The 16,019-nt window shown below is 63.8% G+C and carries 18 protein-coding genes; 11 read left to right on the top strand and 7 right to left on the bottom strand.

The window, feature by feature from the left end; genetic code table 11:
• Window positions 1-82: 82 nt before the first annotated feature.
• Window positions 83-1,060, bottom strand: coding sequence for a tripartite tricarboxylate transporter substrate-binding protein (locus FJ959_RS26560; RefSeq protein WP_140632964.1), 978 nt, complete (start codon window positions 1,058-1,060; stop codon window positions 83-85).
• 183 nt (window positions 1,061-1,243) lie between these two features.
• On the opposite strand from FJ959_RS26560, the gene FJ959_RS26555 reads away from it, so the two are divergent.
• The gene (locus tag FJ959_RS26555) at window positions 1,244-2,092 is read left to right on the top strand and encodes an IclR family transcriptional regulator (RefSeq protein WP_246679010.1); all 849 of its coding nucleotides are present in this window, start codon (window positions 1,244-1,246) and stop codon (window positions 2,090-2,092) included.
• 112 nt (window positions 2,093-2,204) lie between these two features.
• Here FJ959_RS26555 and FJ959_RS26550 read toward each other — a convergent pair whose 3' ends face one another.
• Window positions 2,205-2,744, bottom strand: coding sequence for a GNAT family N-acetyltransferase (locus FJ959_RS26550; RefSeq protein ID WP_140632961.1), 540 nt, complete (start codon window positions 2,742-2,744; stop codon window positions 2,205-2,207).
• Window positions 2,745-3,053: 309 nt separating this feature from the next.
• Here FJ959_RS26550 and FJ959_RS26545 point away from each other — a divergent pair, with 309 nt between their 5' ends.
• From FJ959_RS26545 to FJ959_RS26535, 3 genes are all read left to right on the top strand, one after another.
• Window positions 3,054-4,031, top strand: coding sequence for a tripartite tricarboxylate transporter substrate-binding protein (locus FJ959_RS26545; RefSeq protein ID WP_140496395.1), 978 nt, complete (start codon window positions 3,054-3,056; stop codon window positions 4,029-4,031).
• A gap of 75 nt (window positions 4,032-4,106) precedes the next feature.
• Window positions 4,107-4,568 carry a tripartite tricarboxylate transporter TctB family protein gene (locus tag FJ959_RS26540; protein WP_140513749.1) on the top strand — a complete coding sequence of 154 codons (462 nt, stop codon included), beginning with the start codon at window positions 4,107-4,109 and terminating at the stop codon, window positions 4,566-4,568.
• A gap of 10 nt (window positions 4,569-4,578) precedes the next feature.
• Window positions 4,579-6,087: a tripartite tricarboxylate transporter permease gene (locus FJ959_RS26535; RefSeq protein WP_140513750.1), complete on the top strand. Its 1,509-nt coding sequence runs from the start codon at window positions 4,579-4,581 to the stop codon at window positions 6,085-6,087.
• A gap of 1 nt (window position 6,088) precedes the next feature.
• Here FJ959_RS26535 and nth read toward each other — a convergent pair whose 3' ends face one another.
• Window positions 6,089-6,892, bottom strand: coding sequence for an endonuclease III (gene nth, locus FJ959_RS26530; RefSeq protein ID WP_140632958.1), 804 nt, complete (start codon window positions 6,890-6,892; stop codon window positions 6,089-6,091).
• A 22-nt stretch (window positions 6,893-6,914) separates the two neighbouring features.
• Here nth and FJ959_RS26525 point away from each other — a divergent pair, with 22 nt between their 5' ends.
• Window positions 6,915-7,409, top strand: a complete 495-nt coding sequence (locus FJ959_RS26525; RefSeq protein ID WP_140500184.1) for a DUF2244 domain-containing protein — start codon at window positions 6,915-6,917, stop codon at window positions 7,407-7,409.
• Window positions 7,410-7,453: 44 nt separating this feature from the next.
• On the opposite strand, the gene FJ959_RS26520 is transcribed toward FJ959_RS26525, so the two are convergent.
• Window positions 7,454-8,269 (bottom strand): class I SAM-dependent methyltransferase, encoded by an 816-nt coding sequence (locus FJ959_RS26520; protein ID WP_140632955.1) that lies wholly within the window; start codon window positions 8,267-8,269, stop codon window positions 7,454-7,456.
• Window positions 8,270-8,383: 114 nt separating this feature from the next.
• Here FJ959_RS26520 and FJ959_RS26515 point away from each other — a divergent pair, with 114 nt between their 5' ends.
• The 4 genes from FJ959_RS26515 to FJ959_RS26500 all read left to right on the top strand — a co-directional run bounded on the left by FJ959_RS26515 (window position 8,384) and on the right by FJ959_RS26500 (window position 12,505).
• Window positions 8,384-9,262: a bifunctional helix-turn-helix domain-containing protein/methylated-DNA--[protein]-cysteine S-methyltransferase gene (locus FJ959_RS26515; RefSeq protein WP_140549513.1), complete on the top strand. Its 879-nt coding sequence runs from the start codon at window positions 8,384-8,386 to the stop codon at window positions 9,260-9,262.
• A 162-nt stretch (window positions 9,263-9,424) separates the two neighbouring features.
• Window positions 9,425-10,330: a ribokinase gene (locus FJ959_RS26510; RefSeq protein ID WP_140632952.1), complete on the top strand. Its 906-nt coding sequence runs from the start codon at window positions 9,425-9,427 to the stop codon at window positions 10,328-10,330.
• A gap of 9 nt (window positions 10,331-10,339) precedes the next feature.
• Window positions 10,340-11,779, top strand: a complete 1,440-nt coding sequence (locus FJ959_RS26505; protein WP_140632949.1) for an amidase — start codon at window positions 10,340-10,342, stop codon at window positions 11,777-11,779.
• A 111-nt stretch (window positions 11,780-11,890) separates the two neighbouring features.
• On the top strand, window positions 11,891-12,505 hold the full coding sequence (locus tag FJ959_RS26500; RefSeq protein ID WP_140584714.1) for a LysE family translocator: 615 nt from the start codon (window positions 11,891-11,893) through the stop codon (window positions 12,503-12,505).
• Between the two features lie 171 nt (window positions 12,506-12,676).
• Here FJ959_RS26500 and FJ959_RS26495 read toward each other — a convergent pair whose 3' ends face one another.
• A complete protein-coding gene (locus tag FJ959_RS26495) occupies window positions 12,677-13,618 on the bottom strand; it encodes a nucleoside hydrolase (RefSeq protein ID WP_140584710.1) in 942 nt (313 codons plus the stop codon).
• A gap of 301 nt (window positions 13,619-13,919) precedes the next feature.
• On the opposite strand from FJ959_RS26495, the gene FJ959_RS26490 reads away from it, so the two are divergent.
• Together FJ959_RS26490 and FJ959_RS26485 are read left to right on the top strand one after the other, a co-directional pair.
• A complete protein-coding gene (locus FJ959_RS26490; protein ID WP_013893014.1) occupies window positions 13,920-14,345 on the top strand; it encodes an Hsp20 family protein in 426 nt (141 codons plus the stop codon).
• A 76-nt stretch (window positions 14,346-14,421) separates the two neighbouring features.
• Entirely contained in the window at window positions 14,422-14,691 is a 270-nt protein-coding gene (locus FJ959_RS26485) for a DUF1150 family protein (protein ID WP_140500195.1), read from the top strand.
• A 67-nt stretch (window positions 14,692-14,758) separates the two neighbouring features.
• Here FJ959_RS26485 and ptsN read toward each other — a convergent pair whose 3' ends face one another.
• Together ptsN and raiA are read right to left on the bottom strand one after the other, a co-directional pair.
• Entirely contained in the window at window positions 14,759-15,223 is a 465-nt protein-coding gene (gene ptsN, locus FJ959_RS26480; protein WP_135898701.1) for a PTS IIA-like nitrogen regulatory protein PtsN, read from the bottom strand.
• A gap of 58 nt (window positions 15,224-15,281) precedes the next feature.
• Window positions 15,282-15,860: a ribosome-associated translation inhibitor RaiA gene (gene raiA, locus FJ959_RS26475; RefSeq protein WP_140500197.1), complete on the bottom strand. Its 579-nt coding sequence runs from the start codon at window positions 15,858-15,860 to the stop codon at window positions 15,282-15,284.
• Window positions 15,861-16,019: the final 159 nt, after the last annotated feature.

Genomic DNA, 16,019 nt, shown 5'->3' with positions numbered 1-16,019 from the left:
TCTTCACCCCCGGTGGATCGCATGTCCATGCGAACGGCGGGAGGAAAAAGGGCGGACCATGGACCCGCCCTCTTCAGGGAAATCAGGCGAGCCCGAGATCCTTGAGGATGGCTTCGATGCGGGCCGTATCCTCGGCAAGGAACTTCGCATAATCGTCGCCGGTGAGCAGGATGGGCGTCCAGTTGCGGTTCTTGCATTCCGTGGCCCAGGCATAGCTCTTGGCCATGGTCTCGACCAGCGTGATCATCGCCGCCTTATCGGTATCGGAGACACCGGGGGGTGCGAAGACGCCGCGCCAGTTGAACAGTTCGACGTCGATGCCGGCTTCCTTCAGCGTTGGCGCATCGATGCCCTCCTGCCGCTTGTCAGCGGAAATGGCGAGCAGCCTCAGCGCCCCTGCCTTGACCTGTTCGGAGAATTCGCCGAAGCCGGAAATGCCCGCCGCCACCTGGTTGCCGAGCAGCGCTGACAGCGCCTCGCCGCCGCCGGCGAACGGCACATAGGACAGATTTGTCGCCGGCACGCCCGCCGTCTTGGCGATCAGGCCGAACAGGATGTGGTCGGAGCCGCCGGCCGAACCGCCGGCGACGGGAACCTTCGTCGGATCCTCTTTAAGCGCGGCGACGAACTCGGCGGCCGTCTTGAACGGCGAGGCCGCCGGCACCACCAGCGCTTCGAACTCGCCGGTGAGCCGGGCGATCGGCGTGACCTGCGTCAAATTATTGGCGGCCTTGTTGGCGATGATGGCGCCGACCATGACCATGCCGCCAACCATCAGCGAATTGCCCTTGCCGTTCCATTGACTGATGAATTGCGGCAGCCCGACCGTGCCGCCGGCGCCGCCGACATTGGTGATCTGCGAGCCGGAGATCAGCTTCTCGCTGCGCAGCACCTGGTCCATCGTGCGCGCGGTCTGGTCCCAGCCGCCACCGGGCGCGGCTGGCACGAAAATCTGTATCTGCGGCGTGCCTTGGGCAAAGGCGGGAGAAAGACGCGACGCCACCAGCCCGGCGGCCCCCGCGGCAGCGGTGCTCATCAAAAATCTGCGTCTGTTCAGCATGGGATTCCTCCAAATCACGACACCTCCTCCGGTGCCCGCCAAAAACGCGCCTGAAACCAGACCCGTGCTTGAGTTCAAGCAGACTTTACCGCGTTCCGTCAACAGGAACGATATTCTGCTGGACAGAATGCTCGAGCTGCGCGACACAATCGCGCCGCTCGACCTTTGTTCGACTGGGGACCAATGAATTCGGCAGGCAAACCAGCTGGCATCGAAATCCGGAGCACGTCAGCCGACGGTGTTGCCGCGCTTGACCGGGCCATTGCCATCCTCGATGCATTCACCACGGCGGACCGCTCGCTCAGCCTTTCCGAGATCGCGGCTCGAACCGGGCTCTATAAGAGCACCATTCTGCGGCTGGCCAATTCGCTTTTGCGCGGACAATTGCTGGAGCGCCTGGACGACGGACGCTACCGCATCGGACCGGCCAGCTTCCGGCTCGGCGCGCTCTATCAGCGGTCGGTCGTGGCGGTCGACATCCTGCTGCCGATCATGCGCGATCTCTGCGAGCTAAGCTGGGAAAGCGTTGCGTTCTATGTCCGGTCGGTAGACGTGCGCACCTGTCTCTATCGCGTCGAGTCCAAGCATCCTATCCGCTATACGATTCGCGAGGGTGACGTCCTGCCGTTGCTGGTGGGCTCCGGCGGGCGTGTGCTGGCGGCGTTTTCCGGACAGCCGGGCGAACCGTACGAAACCATCCGCAAGACCTGCAACTGCCTCGCCATCGGCGACCGCGACCCGCAGACTGCGGGCGTCTCGGCGCCGGTGTTCGGGCCTGGGCGGGTTCTGCTCGGTGCCTTGACCCTGGCCGGCCCGAGCACACGCGTCGACGCGGCCTTCCTGCGGCGCATGCGGCGGCCGCTGCTCGAGGCGGCGGCCCGCGCCACCCGCGCCTTCGGCGAGGATGCCTCGATGCTCGATGAAGCGGCTCGCGAAGCCGCGGTGCAAACGGATAATGCCAGTCCCGGCGCGGTTATCAGGAGCAGACGGCGTTCTCGGATCATTTCGACGCCCTTGCGGAACGACCGCTAATGCATGCCGCCCAAAGGGACCTCGGCTTTGGGAGAACGACGTAAAACAAGAAAGCTAAGCGCAGCGCATGAATCCGTTTCGACGCCGCGCGCTTTAGGCACTTGGCGAGTGCTCAGGCCAACCGCTCCAGCAGGATGGTCGGGGTTTCGTGATAGATGGTCCGCGCCACCTCCCGGTAGCCGCACTTCGTCGCCACGTTCAAGGAAGCGGTGTTTTCGGGGTCGATGATGCAGACGGTTTTGCCACGTCCGAAGGTCTCGTCGCCCCAGCCAAGCACGCGGCTGACGATCTCGGTGGCGAGGCCGGCGCCGTGGGCGGCCGGAGCGAGCGCCCACCCGGCCTCCGGAATGCCCTCTATCGGCGGCTCCATATCGCGCTTGAGGTCGTGAAACCCGGCCTCACCGACGAAACGGCCCGTCGCCTTGTCCTCGATCGCCCAAAAACCGTAGCCGAGCAGCGACCAGAGCCCGGCGTGACGCAGGAAGCGCATCCAGCTCTCTTCTCGCGTGCGCGGCCTGCCGCCGATGAAGCGGGTGACGACCGGATCGGCCCACATGGCGACATAGGCGTCGAAATCCTCCAGCCGGTGCGCTCGCAGGATGGCGCGCGCCGTTTCGATCACCGGAACGCCGCTTGTGTTGTGATGGTTCATGGGTCGCCCTCGCTCAAACCTGCAAAACACCTAGCAAATCACCGGCCGCGAGCAAGGGCCAGGCCGGCGCGGATCATCTTCCAGACAGACGGCGCGCGCTTGGCGTGTCTCGATCCAGCCGGGGCAGTCGTTCCTCCGATGGTCCGGCCGCGCCTCATGGGCCGCCAGCCAGAACGGTTGCGGATATCAGCACTTTGCCATTTGAGTACGATTGCAATCTGTTAGCCTGCCCTAGTTGTATCCGTGCAGCCGGTGTCGAGGAGAACTCCGCGCGGCGGTTGAAGATTTAAGCTCTGGGAGGAAATCACGATGAGAAGATTTGTCGCCGCTCTGGCTGCCGCCGTGGCCGTCACGCTTTATCCTGTCGCCGCAGGCGCGCAAACCTATCCCGAACGCACCATCACCGTCGTGGTGCCGTTTGCGGCCGGCGGCCCGACCGACACGGTCACGCGTCTTGTCGCGGAAGCCATGTCCAAGGATCTCGGCCAGCAGGTCATCGTCGAGAATGTCGGCGGCGCCGGTGGCACGCTGGGCGCTGGCCGCGTCGCGAAGGCCGAGCCGGACGGTTACACCCTGCTCCTCCATCACATCGGCATGGCCACCAGTGCCACACTCTACCGAAAGCTCGCCTACGACACGCTGAACGCCTTCGAATATGTCGGCCTCGTCACCGAGGTGCCAATGACCATCGTTGGCCGAAAGGACCTCGAGCCGGCCGATTTGAAGGGATTGGTCGAGTACGCCAAGGCCAACAAGGATAGCGTCACCGTAGCCAATGCCGGCATAGGTGCTGCCTCGCATCTCTGCGGCATGCTGTTCATGAGCGCTATCAAGACGCCGCTGGTCACCGTCCCCTACAAGGGCACCGGCCCGGCCATGACCGATCTCCTCGGCGGCCAGGTCGACATCATGTGCGACCAGACGACCAACACCACCAAGCAGATCCAGGGCGGCACGATCAAGGCTTACGCCGTCACCTCGCCGGAGCGCCTCGATGTGCTGCCCGATGTCCCGACGACGACGGAAGCCGGCCTTCCCGACGTGCAGGTCAGCATCTGGCACGGTCTTTATGCCCCCAAGGGCACTCCGGCGGAGATCACCGAACGGCTGTCGAAATCCCTGCAGGTCGCGCTGAAGGACGAGAACGTCGCCGCCCGCTTCGCCGAGCTCGGCACCAGGCCGTCGCCGCAGGCCGACGCGACGCCGGCCGCGCTGAAGGCCAAGCTGGAAAACGAGATCGCGCGCTGGAAGCCGATCATCGAAGCCGCCGGCCAATACGCCGACTGAGTTTTGAACGGGGCGCCGCCGGCGCCCCGTTTTCGCTTCGGTATCGTCGCGCGCCCGCAGCTTGGGAGGAATGTCATGAAGGCTTTCGCAATCGACAGGACGAACGGCATATGCGCTGCGCTGTTCATCGTTTTCGGCGCATTTTTCGCGTTGCAGTCGCTCGGCCTGGAAATCGGCACCGCCTTCCGCATGGGGCCGGGCTATTTCCCGCTGGTGCTGGCGATCGTGCTGATCCTGCTTGGCCTCGTCATCCTCTTCCAGGCGGTGCGATTCGAGGGCGATCCGATCGGCTACATTGCGTGGCGCGGCTCGCTGTTCATCCTTCCCGCTCCGATCTTCTTCGGCCTGACGGTGCGCGGCCTTGGCTTCATTCCGTCAATCTTCCTGACGGCGCTGATCGCATCGTTCGCCAGTGGCCGCATGAAACCGCTGACCGCGTTCGTGCTGTCGGCTGGCCTGACCCTGTTTGCATTTTTCGTCTTCAGCTACGCACTCGGCCTTCCGTTCCGACGCTTTGGCCCATGGCTGCCATTGTGAGGAGATGAGCATGGAGCTCCTCGACAATCTGGCGCTCGGCTTTTCGACCGCTTCATCGCTGACGAACCTTGGATTCTGCCTGATCGGCGTCCTTCTTGGCACGCTGATCGGGGTCCTGCCCGGGATTGGCGCCACCGCGACCATCGCCATGCTCTTGCCGATCACCTTTCAGATCGGCGACCCGGTTTCCTCCCTCATCATGCTCGCCGGCATCTATTACGGTGCGCAATATGGCGGCTCGACCACGGCCATTCTCATCAACATGCCCGGCGAATCGTCCTCGGCCGTCACGGCGATCGACGGCTATCAGATGGCCAGGAACGGCCGCGCCGGCGCGGCACTCGCGATTGCGGCGATCGGTTCGTTCTTCGCCGGCACGGTGTCGACCTTCCTCGTCGCCATCTTCGCCCCGCCGCTGACCTCGATCGCGCTGGAATTCGGCGCGGCCGAATATTTTTCGCTGATGGTCGTCGGCCTCGTCTCGTCGGTCGCGCTTGCGCACGGTTCGATCGTCAAGGCGCTGGCGATGGTCGTGCTCGGTCTGTTGCTCGGCATTGTCGGCACCGATATCTACACCGGCACGCCGCGCTTCACGCTCGGTATCCCCGAATATGCCGACGGGCTGAATTTCGTCGCCGTGGCGGTCGGCGTCTTCGGCATCGCCGAGATCCTTCGCAACCTCGAAAACGAGCATGAGCGCTCGGTGATGATCCGAAAGGTTTCCGGCCTCATGCCCACCCGCGACGACTTCAGGCGCATGGCGGCGCCCATCGTGCGCGGAACGATCATCGGTTCAGCGCTCGGCATCCTGCCGGGAGGCGGCGCGATCCTCGCGGCCTTTGCCTCCTACACGGTCGAAAAGCGCGTATCGAAAAACCCCGAAGAATTCGGCAAGGGCGCGATCGCAGGTGTCGCCGGGCCGGAATCGGCCAACAATGCCGGCGCGCAGACCTCCTTCATCCCCATGCTGACGCTCGGCATTCCAGCCAATCCGGTCATGGCGCTGATGATCGGCGCGATGATCATCCAGGGCATCGTGCCCGGCCCGAATGTCGCGACCGAACAGCCGGCGCTTTTCTGGGGCATCATCGCCTCCATGTGGATCGGCAACCTGATGCTGATCGTCCTGAACCTGCCGCTGATCGGGCTCTGGGTGAAGCTGCTTACGATCCCCTATTACGTGCTTTTCCCGATCATCATGGCGTTCTGCTCGATCGGCGTTTACAGCGTCAACACCAATGTCTACGACCTCTACGCCGTCGCCTTTTTCGGCTTCCTCGGCTATCTCCTGACCAAACTGCGCTGCGAACCCGCGCCCCTGCTGCTCGGCTTCGTGCTTGGCCCCCTGCTTGAGGAAAATCTCCGCCGGGCCATGATTCTGTCGCGTGGCGATCCCAGCGCCTTCGTGACGAGACCGATCAGCGCCGGCCTGCTCCTCATCGCGCTCGCCGTGCTCGTCATCGTCTTCCTGCCCGCGGTCAAGAAGAAGCGCGAAGAGGTGTTTGTGGAGGAGAGTTAACTTATTGAATTCCGCTCGCTTCCTCGAGCGGAGCGATCTCGACCAGCGGCGCCGGCACGCTGGTCGTCTTTTCCTGCGCCTTGCAGAGGTCGGCGATGACGCAGGCCGGGCAATCCGGCTTGCGCGCCTTGCAGACGTAGCGGCCATGCAGGATCAGCCAGTGATGCGCGTGGCGCATATATTCGTCGGGAATGATCTTCAACAGCCCCTGCTCGACCTGGTCGGGCGTCTTGCCGGGCGCCAGTCCTATGCGGTTGCCGATGCGGAAGATGTGCGTGTCGACGGCCATCGTGTGCTGGCCGAAGGCCATGTTGAGCACGACATTGGCGGTCTTGCGCCCGACCCCCGGCAATTTGACCAGTTCGTCCCGGCTGTCCGGCACCTCGCCACCATGATCGCGAATCAATGCCTGCGACAGCGCGATGACGTTCTTGGCCTTGTTGCGCCACAGACCGATGGTCCTGATATAGTCGCCGACCCTGGCCTCACCCAGATCCAGCATTTTGCGCGGCGTAGCGGCGATCTTGAACAGCGCCCGCGTCGCCTTGTTGACGCCGGCGTCGGTCGCCTGCGCCGACAGCATGACGGCCACCAGCAGGGTGAAGGGGTTTACATGTTCGAGCTCGCCCTTCGGCTCCGGCCGCTGGACGGCAAAGCGCCGGAAAATCTCATGCACCTCCGCCGGACTGTAGAGCGTTCTGGATCGGGCCGGCCTGGGGCTCGGCTTGGCGTTCGAGCCGTCGCGCCGTCCAGGCAGTGGCTTCTTTTCGGATTGTGCGGGTACTTTGGACTTGGGGCTTGCCATTTCCTTCCTATAATATCCAGATATGAACGACACAAATGCCTCGTTCCAGGCGGACGAACCCTTCTTCAGCGCCTTGCTGACCCCGCACCGGTCGCTGGGCAAGACCGGCTTCGCCGTGCTGATGGTCGCGCTGCTGTTCGGCTGGCTGGTGACCGGGGCTTTTTTCCTGTCGCGCGGCGCCTGGCCGGTTTTCGGCTTCTTCGGTCTGGACGTTGTCGCCGTCTACATTGCCTTCCGCATGAACTACCGTGCCGCCCGCGCCCGCGAGGAGGTGTCGATCTCGCGCACCAGCCTCGATATCCGCAAGACCGCGCCGTCGGGAAAATCGGAAGCGCACCGCTTCAACCCGTTCTGGGCGCGCTTTTCGGTCGCCCGTCACGCCGAAATCGGCATCACCCGGATGGCGGTCGAGGCGCAGGGACAAAACGTGGCGATCGGCGGCTTTCTCGACCCCGATTCCCGCGAAAGCTTCGCCACCGCCTTTTCACGTGCGCTCGCCACCGCCAAGGCGCGCTAGCCGAACAGCTGCGTCCGGACCGCGTCGAACAAGGGTACGACGTTTCAGAAGCGATAGCGCAAAAGCCTGCCGATCTTGCGCAGTGCGGGAATGTATTTCCAAAGCCGAACGAACAGCTGCGCGGACCAGCCCATGCGGGCGGCGTGTTCAGGTCCATAGGCCGGAATGTCTTCGATGAATCGCAGCTTCGGGACAGCCAGTTCCAGTTCGCGCGGATCCTCGATCGCCCAGTGGACCTCGGCGCCTGTCGCCCTGATCGCCGGATTGAGGCGCAGCAGCTTCAGGCCGAAACCGCTGTAAGCGTCGAAGATCAGGTCGCCGCCGGCAAGATGTATGACCAGGCGCGAGAACAGGCGGAACCCTTCCTCGGCCGGAAGATAGGGCGTCAGCCCCTCCGCCACCACGATGGCCGGTCGGTTGCGGGGCACTTCAGCCAGCCAGTCCGGCTCTGTTACCGACGAAGCGATGAGGCGATAGCGGTCGCGCGGCGGGTAAAGCTTGCGCCTGAGTTCAATGACTTCCGGATAGTCGACATCGAACCAGTCGACGCCTGGTAGCGGATTGACCCGGAAGATGCGCGTGTCGAGCCCGCACCCCAGATGCAGCACGATGGCATCAGGATTTCTGGCCAGAAACTCCTCGACGCGGACGTCCAGCGTCTTTGCCCTGATCGCCAGGCCGATGCCGAGATTGCTGTCGACCTTGAGTCTTGAGAAATCATAGTCGATCTTACGCACCGCCTCGTCGGCGAAACGATCCCCAAGCAGCGAATGGGGCATCCGGCTTTCCAGCGCCTTGCCGTAGAGCGTCATCAGCAAGGTTTCTTTCGCGCCGGCGAGATTTACCTTTTCACCCGCCATGGCGACTCCTGGGCTCGAAAACCAGAGTTTATCTGGGTATGCGCCGCAAGAAGGCAAGTTTCGGGTGGCGATCGGCGCCCCAAGGGCTGATATTCCGGCTCAAGGAGAATTCCCATGAGCACCCAGACAGCAGTCCTCAAGAAGGACATCACGCCCGAAGGCAACGACTACGAAATCGTGCGCCGCGCCATCGAGAAGATCAGCCTCGACTATCGCGATCAGCCTTCCCTCGAGGAGCTTGCAGAGGAGGTCGGCGAGACGCCGACCGGCCTGCAGAAGCTGTTCACACGCTGGGCCGGCCTTTCGCCCAAGGCTTTCCTGCAGGCGGTGACGCTGGACCATGCCCGCAGGCTGCTCGATTCCGGCATGCCGCTGCTTGAAACATCGTTCGAGCTCGGCATGTCCGGCCCCGGCCGGCTGCACGACCTGTTCGTCACCCATGAGGCGATGTCGCCGGGCGACTACAAGACGCGCGGCGCCGGGCTCACAATCCGCTATGGCTATCATACCTCGCCATTCGGCACCGCCCTGATCATGGCCACCGACCGAGGGCTTGCAGGCCTCGCCTTCAGCGATCCGGGCGAGGAGCGCGCTGCTTTCGCGGATATGTCCAGCCGCTGGCCGAATGCCGTCTATGTCGAGGACATGGCCGCGACCGGTCCCTACGCCGCGCGCATCTTCGACCCGACGCTGTGGCGCCCGGACCAGCCGCTGCATGTCGTGATGATCGGCACCGACTTCCAGGTTCGCGTCTGGGAGGCCTTGCTCCAGATTCCGATGGGCAAGGCTCGCACCTATTCCTCGATCGCCGCCAGCATCGGCGCGCCGAGCGCCAGCCGCGCCGTCGGCGCCGCCAACGGCGCCAACCCGCTCTCCTTCGTGGTGCCTTGCCACCGCGCCATCGGTAAATCCGGCGACCTCACCGGCTACCACTGGGGCCTGACCCGCAAGCGCGCCATTCTGGGCTGGGAGGCGGGACAGGTCACCTCTTGAAATCGGGAACGCCGGCGACCTGCCGCCGGCATTGTCACGTGGAAAACGACGACGCCCCGATGACTCGCATGACGCGGCACCGCGGCGCTTGCCATATCGGCATGCACTGGAAAGCAACGATCTTACAGGATAGCTTCCCGCTCATTCATGAGGAGGCATTCCTTGATCATCGTCGTCGGCTCGATCAATCTCGACCTTATCGCCAATGTCGACCGCTTGCCGAGCCCTGGCGAGACGGTGAGCGGCTCCGGTTTCGCCACCGCGCCCGGCGGCAAGGGCGCCAACCAGGCGTTGGCCGCCGCGCGCGCCGGCGAAAAGGTGCGCATGGTGGGAGCCGTCGGCAAGGATAGTTTCGCCGGCGAGGCCCTGGCGCTGCTGCGCCAGGCCAAGGTGGATCTGTCTGGCGTGGGCGAAACTTTTGCCTCGACGGGCACCGCGCTGATCATGGTCGGCGACGATGGCGAGAACATTATCGCCGTGGTACCGGGTGCCAACGCCTCGGTGCTGCCCGGCGACCTGTCCAAGGCCTTCCCCGGAAAAGGCGATGTCATGCTCCTGCAACACGAGATCCCGCTTGCGACCGTCGAAGCCGCGCTCGATCAGGCAAGCGCGGCCGGTGCCGTCACCGTGCTCAACACCGCACCCTTCCATCGCGACGCGGCCGGCTTGCTCGGCAAGGCCGACTATGTCGTCGCCAACGAGACTGAGTTCGACCTCTATGGCGAGGTGCTGTCGCTGAGCGGGCGCGACCGCGCGGCACGGATGCGCGACTTTGCCGGGAAAACCGGCCGCGCCATCGTCGTCACGCTCGGCGGCGACGGCGTGATGGCGGCGACGCCGACCGATTCCCTGACGGTGCCCGCATTGAAGATCACCCCGGTCGACACGGTTGGTGCAGGCGACACCTTTTGCGGCTATTTCGCCGCCGGCCTGTCGTCGGGCCTGCCCCTCGAACAGGCGCTCGCCCGGGCCGGCGCGGCCGGCTCGCTGGCATGCCTGAAGCCGGGCGCCCAGCCGGCCATCCCGTTGGCCGCCGATGTCGACCAGGCACTCCTGAAATCCCGCTGAGACGACAGAATGCGCCCCCAGACAAAGCATGCCGCGCCACCGGCCGGCGACATCTGCCGCCTGTCTGCCGTCGAACTGGCCGACGCGATCCGGCAAAGGAAACTTTCGGTACGTGAGGTCGTGACGGCATTCTTCGACCGCGTCGAAGCCGTCAACCCGCTCGTCAACGCCATCGTTTCCTTGCGCGATCGCAGCGATATCCTGCGCGAGGCCGACGCAGCCGATGCCCGTCCGGACCGGGCCGGTGCGCTCTTCGGCCTGCCGATCGCGGTCAAGGATCTCGCAATGACCCGCGGCCTGCGCACCTCCTTCGGCTCGCCGATCTTCGCCGATTTCGTGCCGCAGGAGGACGATTTCTTCGTCGAGCGCATGCGCAAGGCCGGCGCCATCATCATCGGCAAGACCAACGTTCCCGAATTCGGCCTCGGCTCCAACACCTACAATCCCGTGTTCGGCCCGACGCTGAACGCCTTTGATCCAGATTTGAGCGCCGGCGGCTCGAGCGGCGGCGCCGCGGTGGCGCTGGCGCTGGACATGGTGCCCGTCGCCGACGGCAGCGACTTCGGCGGCTCGTTGCGCAATCCAGCCGCCTGGAACAATGTCTATGGTTTCCGGCCATCGCAGGGGCTCGTCCCCGGCGGCCCGGACGTCGAGGTCTTTCATGCCCAGATGGGCGTCGATGGGCCGATGGGTCGCAATGTCGGCGACATGGCGCTGCTGCTCGACGTGCAGGCGGGCCATCATCCGCGCGCACCCTTGTCCTATGAGAAACAAGGCTCCTTCCTCGAAGGCCTGCATATGCCCGCCAAAGGCGGCCGTGTCGCCTGGCTCGGCGATCTGGGCGGGCATTTGCCCATGGAGCCCGGCATCCTCGAGCTCTGCCAGGCCGCGCTCGACCGCTTCGGGGAGGCCTCGTTCAAGGCCGAGGCACTGGTGCCGGATTTTGATTTCGAGGCCTTGTGGCAGGCCTTCGTGACGTTGCGCCAGGCAAGCAGCGGCTGCGCGCTGAAAGTGCATTATGACGATCCTGCCAGGCGCGCCCTGTTGAAGCCCGAAGCCGTCTGGGAGGTGGAGAACGCGCAACTCCTGACGGCGCCTCGGATTCGCGCCGCCTCGGTCGTCCGGACGTCCTGGTACCGGATGCTGCTGTCGCTGTTCGACCGCTTCGACCTGATTGCATTGCCGACCGCGCAAGTCTTTCCGTTCGACGTCGGCACCCATTGGCCGCGCGAGATCGCCGGCCGGCCGATGGACAGCTATCACCGCTGGATGCAGGTTTCGGCGCCCGCCACCATGGGCGGCTGCCCGGCCGTCAGCGTGCCGGTCGGCTTCGACGCCAGAGGCCGGCCGATGGGCATGCAGCTGATCGGCCGGCCGCGTGGCGACATGGCTGTGCTGAAGGCGGCGGCGGCCTATGAGACGACACTGCCGTGGCCGTCCGGCGCCTGAATCCGGTGCATCTGCGTATCGCGCGGCTCCATGTGCCGGCTTGCACCGGCATCGCCGCCATGCATTGATTGTGGCGCCGCACAGGCGGCATTCTGCCCGAGGGAAAAAATCATGTCGCTGGAACTCTATGCCGCCTATGTCCTTGCGTGCGTCGTCATCATCCTGGTGCCAGGGCCGACGGTCACGCTGATCATCGCCAACAGCATCCGTCATGGCGCCCGCGCCGGCCTGGCCAATGTCGCCGGCACGCAGGCCGGCCTGGCGGTCATGATCGCCATCGTCGGCATCGGCCTCAACACGCTGATATCGGGCATGGGGCACTGGTTCGAATGGGTGCGGCTGATCGGTGCCGCCTATCTGATCTGGATGGGCGTGCAGATGTTCCGGTCCAAGGGCAAGCTGAACGCCGACGGAACGGCGCGGAAGCCGCGCGGCGGCTTTTTCCTGCAGGGCCTGCTGGTGGCGCTCAGCAACCCGAAGACGCTGATTTTCTTCGGCGCCTTCTTTCCGCAATTCATCGCGCCGCAAGGCAATTATTCGCTGCAGATCGTCGTCATGGGCCTCACCGCCATGATCTTCGCCGCCATGTCGGATTCGACTTATGCGCTGGCCGCCGGCCGCGCCGGTCGCATCCTGTCAGCCCGCCGCGTCAAGCTCCTGTCCAGGATCAGCGGCAGCTTCATGATCGGCGGCGGCCTGTGGCTGGCGTTTTCGCGGTCGAAGTAAGCACCGCCGCCTTTCCTTCCCCCTTGTGGGGGAAGGTGGATCGGCGCGCAGCGCCGAGACGGTTGGGGGGGCGTGACGGAGTGAGGCGTTGGCGTTCCCTGGAACAGCCTCATCCGGCCTCGCCTCGCGAGGCCACCTTCTCCCGCAAGGGGAGAAGGTAAGGAGGCGGATTTAAAGCCGCCCCAGCCGTTCCAGCAACAGCGCGAAGAAGCCGTCATGGTCGATGTCGCCCATCACCTTGGCGTTCTTTTCCCGCTTGGTGACGCCCCACCAGTCGATCACGGTCATGCCCATGGTCAGTTCCGAGCTGGTTTCCACGCTGACATTGCAGTTACGGCCTTTGAACAGCTCCGGTTTCAACAGGTAGGCGATGACGCAGGGGTCATGCAGCGGCCCGCCATCGGTGCCGTATTTCTCCTCGTCGAAACGCTCGAAAAACTCCAGCATCTCGGCCGTTGCGGTACCGACCTTGGTGCCGAGCTTGCGAAAGGCCTGGGTGCGCTTGGCGGTGGTCAGCGCCTTGTGGGTGACGTCGAGCGGCATCAGCACGATCGGAATGCCGGATTTCAACACCACCTCGGCCGCGTGCGGATCGACATAAATGTTGAATTCGGCCGCCGGCGTGACATTGCCGCCTTCGAAGAAGCCACCGCCCATCAGGATGATTTCCTTGATGCGCGGCGCGATCCTCGGCTCGCGGATCAGCGCCAGCGCGATATTGGTGAGCGGCCCGAGAGCGCACAGCGTGATGCTGCCGCTCTCTTCCTTCATCAGCGTCTCGACGATGAAATCGACGGCGTACTTATCCTGCAGCTTCATCGTCGGTTCGGGCAATTGTGGCCCGTTGAGGCCAGTTTGGCCATGCACCGCCTCGGCCGTAACCAGTTCACGCGCCAGCGGACGGACGGCGCCGGCATAGACCTTGATGTCGGGTCGGCCGGCCAGTTCGCAGATCTTGCGGGCGTTCTTTTCGGTAAGGTTCAGCGGCACGTTGCCGGCTACGGCTGATATGCCGACGATCTCCAGCTCGGGGCTGCCAAGCGCCAGCAATATGGCGACGGCATCGTCCTGGCCAGGATCCGTGTCGATGATGATCTTGCGTGTTTGGGGCATTTCGATTCCTTGTTTGGCCATGAGCTCATGCGTCCGAGCGAGCATGCGAAACGCACCGAACCGGCCTTGAGCTGCCGAACCGCTCCGCCCGGGGGACGAATCCCGGCGCAGCGCTTCTCCTTGCATCTCACTGCCGTTTCAAGCGCCATGTCGATCATTCTTGTGAGTCCACGACGTGGTCTTTTTGGGCGGGTGTTTTGATGGCTTGAACTTGGTCGTGGGGCGGACCATATCAACACCATCGGGAAAAATGCCATCTGGGTTTTTCCAGTTTATGTCGCTCTTGAGAGGACAATGTAACATGAGCCGAATGACGCCTTTCTCCAGCCCGCTTCTCCTGGGTTTCGACGCCATGGAAAAGACGCTGGAGCGCTTGGCGAAATCCGGTGACAGCTATCCTCCTTACAACATCGAGCGGCTCAGCGGCGCCGACGGCAAGGCCGAAAGGCTGCGCATCACGCTCGCTGTTGCCGGTTTCGCCGAAAGCGATCTCGATGTCACCACGGAGGAAAACCAGTTGGTCGTGCGCGGTCGTCAGACCGACGATACCGAGCGCGAATTTCTTCACCGCGGCATCGCCGCACGCCAATTCCAGCGCTGCTTCGTGCTGGCCGACGGCATGCGGGTGATTGCGGCGGAGCTGAAGAACGGCCTTTTGTCGATCGATCTCGATCGGCCCGAGTCCGAGCGGCTGGTACGGAAAATAAACATATCGGTGAAAGACTGATCTTTGCCGATGGCTCTCATGCGGGATGGCCTACTGCCCAGAACCAGGGCGGCGTCTCGCGCCAAGGAGGCTTGAAATGACCAGAACTGACCAAAATCCTACACAAAATCCCACCATGACCAGCGGTGAATTCGCCCATCTCGGCGAGGGCTCGGTCGCTTATCTGCGCAAGGTTACGAGCGAGGAACTGCTCGGCCGTTTCCCGGGCATTGGCGAAATCGCGCCCGGCATGGAATTGTGGGCGCTGTTTGCCGCCAACGGCCAGCCGATCCTGCTTTCAGATGCGCGCGATCGCGCGCTGGCCGGCGCCATGGAAAACGACCTGACCACGGTCGCCATTCATTAAGGCGATTTTCCGCTGAAAACGAACGGGGCCGCCCGTGGCGGCCCTACCATTGTTCATCCAGAAAACGTCAGGCCGCGTGCGAGGCCTGGGTGTCCGATAAAAGCGCGTGGATCGCCACGGCGTCGCGCGTTCCCCTGATCTTGGCCACTGTATCGGCGTCGCGCAGCACCCGCGCGATGCGCGACAGCGCCTTCAGATGATCGGCGCCGGCCCCTTCAGGGGCCAGCAGCAGGAACACCAGGTCGACCGGCTGGTCGTCGAGCGCCTCGAAATCGACCGGCGTCTCCAGGCGGGCGAACACGCCGGCGATGCGCTTCACGCCGGCCAGCTTGCCGTGCGGAATGGCGATGCCGTTGCCGACCCCGGTCGAGCCGAGCCGCTCGCGCTGCAGGATGGTGTCGAACACTTCCCGCTCCGGAATGCCGGAAATCGCGGCCGCCCTCTCCGACAGCAATTGCAGAAGCTGCTTCTTGGAGTTCGCCTTCAACGCCGGCAATATCGCCGGAACGTTGATGAGATCGCTCAGATCCATACTTGAAAATCCCTTGTTCGCCTGCCGTCACCAGTCCCCACCCCTCGTGCGGCCGGTTTTATCCCTGTGCGACCTTGGTCGTGGACGGATCGATCCAGCCGATGTTCCCATCCGGCCGGCGATAGACGATGTTGACGTGATTGTTTCCGGCGTTGCGGAAGACGAAGACCGGACTGTCCTTTGTGTCGAGTTCTATGACCGCCGACGCCACCGACATGGTCTTCAGCGTCATGGTCGATTCGGCGACGATGGCCGGCGCAAAATCCTCCGGAATGTCCTCGTCGTCATCGGCGAGTGGCGCCATCACCGTGTAGGCGATATCGGTGAGCTCGCCATTGCCCGAATTGTGCGATTTCAGCCGGCGCTTGTAGCGCCGAAGCCGGGTTTCCAGACGATCCGCCGCGGCCTCGAAAGCCAGCGTCGGGTCCTGGGCATCGCCGGTCGCCTGCAGCGAAGCGCCGGAATCCAGCCGGATCATGCAATCCGCCGAATAGCGCGAGCCCGATTTGATGACGGTGACATGTCCGGCAAAGCCGCGGTCGAAATATTTGCCGATCGCCTCGCCGACACGATCGTTGATGCGCGTACGGAACGCATCGCCGATATCCATGTGTTTTCCCGATATGCGCAGATTCATCTGAAAACTGACCTTCCTTGCTCAGGCTTCAAACTGGCCGGAGTTTATACTCGTGGTCCGTGCGCACAAGCTTTGCGGCGTCACTCGCGCCGATTTAAATCCAAACTTTCCGGTTGATCACAAGCCGCCTTCTTGACCACCCCTAGGCCATTGTCGTGA

The sequence above is a fragment of the Mesorhizobium sp. B2-2-4 genome (assembly GCF_006442375.1).
Lineage (GTDB): Bacteria > Pseudomonadota > Alphaproteobacteria > Rhizobiales > Rhizobiaceae > Mesorhizobium.
This window is presented reverse-complemented; position numbering and strand designations above follow the sequence as displayed.

What these genes read in the sequence shown, in the direction of transcription:
- FJ959_RS26560 (WP_140632964.1), bottom strand. Translation starts at nt 1,060, where the DNA reads ATGCTGAACAGACGCAGATTTTTGATGAGCACCGCTGCCGCGGGGGCC.
- FJ959_RS26555 (WP_246679010.1), top strand. Translation starts at nt 1,244, where the DNA reads ATGAATTCGGCAGGCAAACCAGCTGGCATCGAAATCCGGAGCACGTCA.
- FJ959_RS26550 (WP_140632961.1), bottom strand. Translation starts at nt 2,744, where the DNA reads ATGAACCATCACAACACAAGCGGCGTTCCGGTGATCGAAACGGCGCGC.
- FJ959_RS26545 (WP_140496395.1), top strand. Translation starts at nt 3,054, where the DNA reads ATGAGAAGATTTGTCGCCGCTCTGGCTGCCGCCGTGGCCGTCACGCTT.
- FJ959_RS26540 (WP_140513749.1), top strand. Translation starts at nt 4,107, where the DNA reads ATGAAGGCTTTCGCAATCGACAGGACGAACGGCATATGCGCTGCGCTG.
- FJ959_RS26535 (WP_140513750.1), top strand. Translation starts at nt 4,579, where the DNA reads ATGGAGCTCCTCGACAATCTGGCGCTCGGCTTTTCGACCGCTTCATCG.
- nth (WP_140632958.1), bottom strand. Translation starts at nt 6,892, where the DNA reads ATGGCAAGCCCCAAGTCCAAAGTACCCGCACAATCCGAAAAGAAGCCA.
- FJ959_RS26525 (WP_140500184.1), top strand. Translation starts at nt 6,915, where the DNA reads ATGAACGACACAAATGCCTCGTTCCAGGCGGACGAACCCTTCTTCAGC.
- FJ959_RS26520 (WP_140632955.1), bottom strand. Translation starts at nt 8,269, where the DNA reads ATGGCGGGTGAAAAGGTAAATCTCGCCGGCGCGAAAGAAACCTTGCTG.
- FJ959_RS26515 (WP_140549513.1), top strand. Translation starts at nt 8,384, where the DNA reads ATGAGCACCCAGACAGCAGTCCTCAAGAAGGACATCACGCCCGAAGGC.
- FJ959_RS26505 (WP_140632949.1), top strand. Translation starts at nt 10,340, where the DNA reads ATGCGCCCCCAGACAAAGCATGCCGCGCCACCGGCCGGCGACATCTGC.
- FJ959_RS26500 (WP_140584714.1), top strand. Translation starts at nt 11,891, where the DNA reads ATGTCGCTGGAACTCTATGCCGCCTATGTCCTTGCGTGCGTCGTCATC.
- FJ959_RS26495 (WP_140584710.1), bottom strand. Translation starts at nt 13,618, where the DNA reads ATGCCCCAAACACGCAAGATCATCATCGACACGGATCCTGGCCAGGAC.
- FJ959_RS26490 (WP_013893014.1), top strand. Translation starts at nt 13,920, where the DNA reads ATGAGCCGAATGACGCCTTTCTCCAGCCCGCTTCTCCTGGGTTTCGAC.
- FJ959_RS26485 (WP_140500195.1), top strand. Translation starts at nt 14,422, where the DNA reads ATGACCAGAACTGACCAAAATCCTACACAAAATCCCACCATGACCAGC.
- ptsN (WP_135898701.1), bottom strand. Translation starts at nt 15,223, where the DNA reads ATGGATCTGAGCGATCTCATCAACGTTCCGGCGATATTGCCGGCGTTG.
- raiA (WP_140500197.1), bottom strand. Translation starts at nt 15,860, where the DNA reads ATGAATCTGCGCATATCGGGAAAACACATGGATATCGGCGATGCGTTC.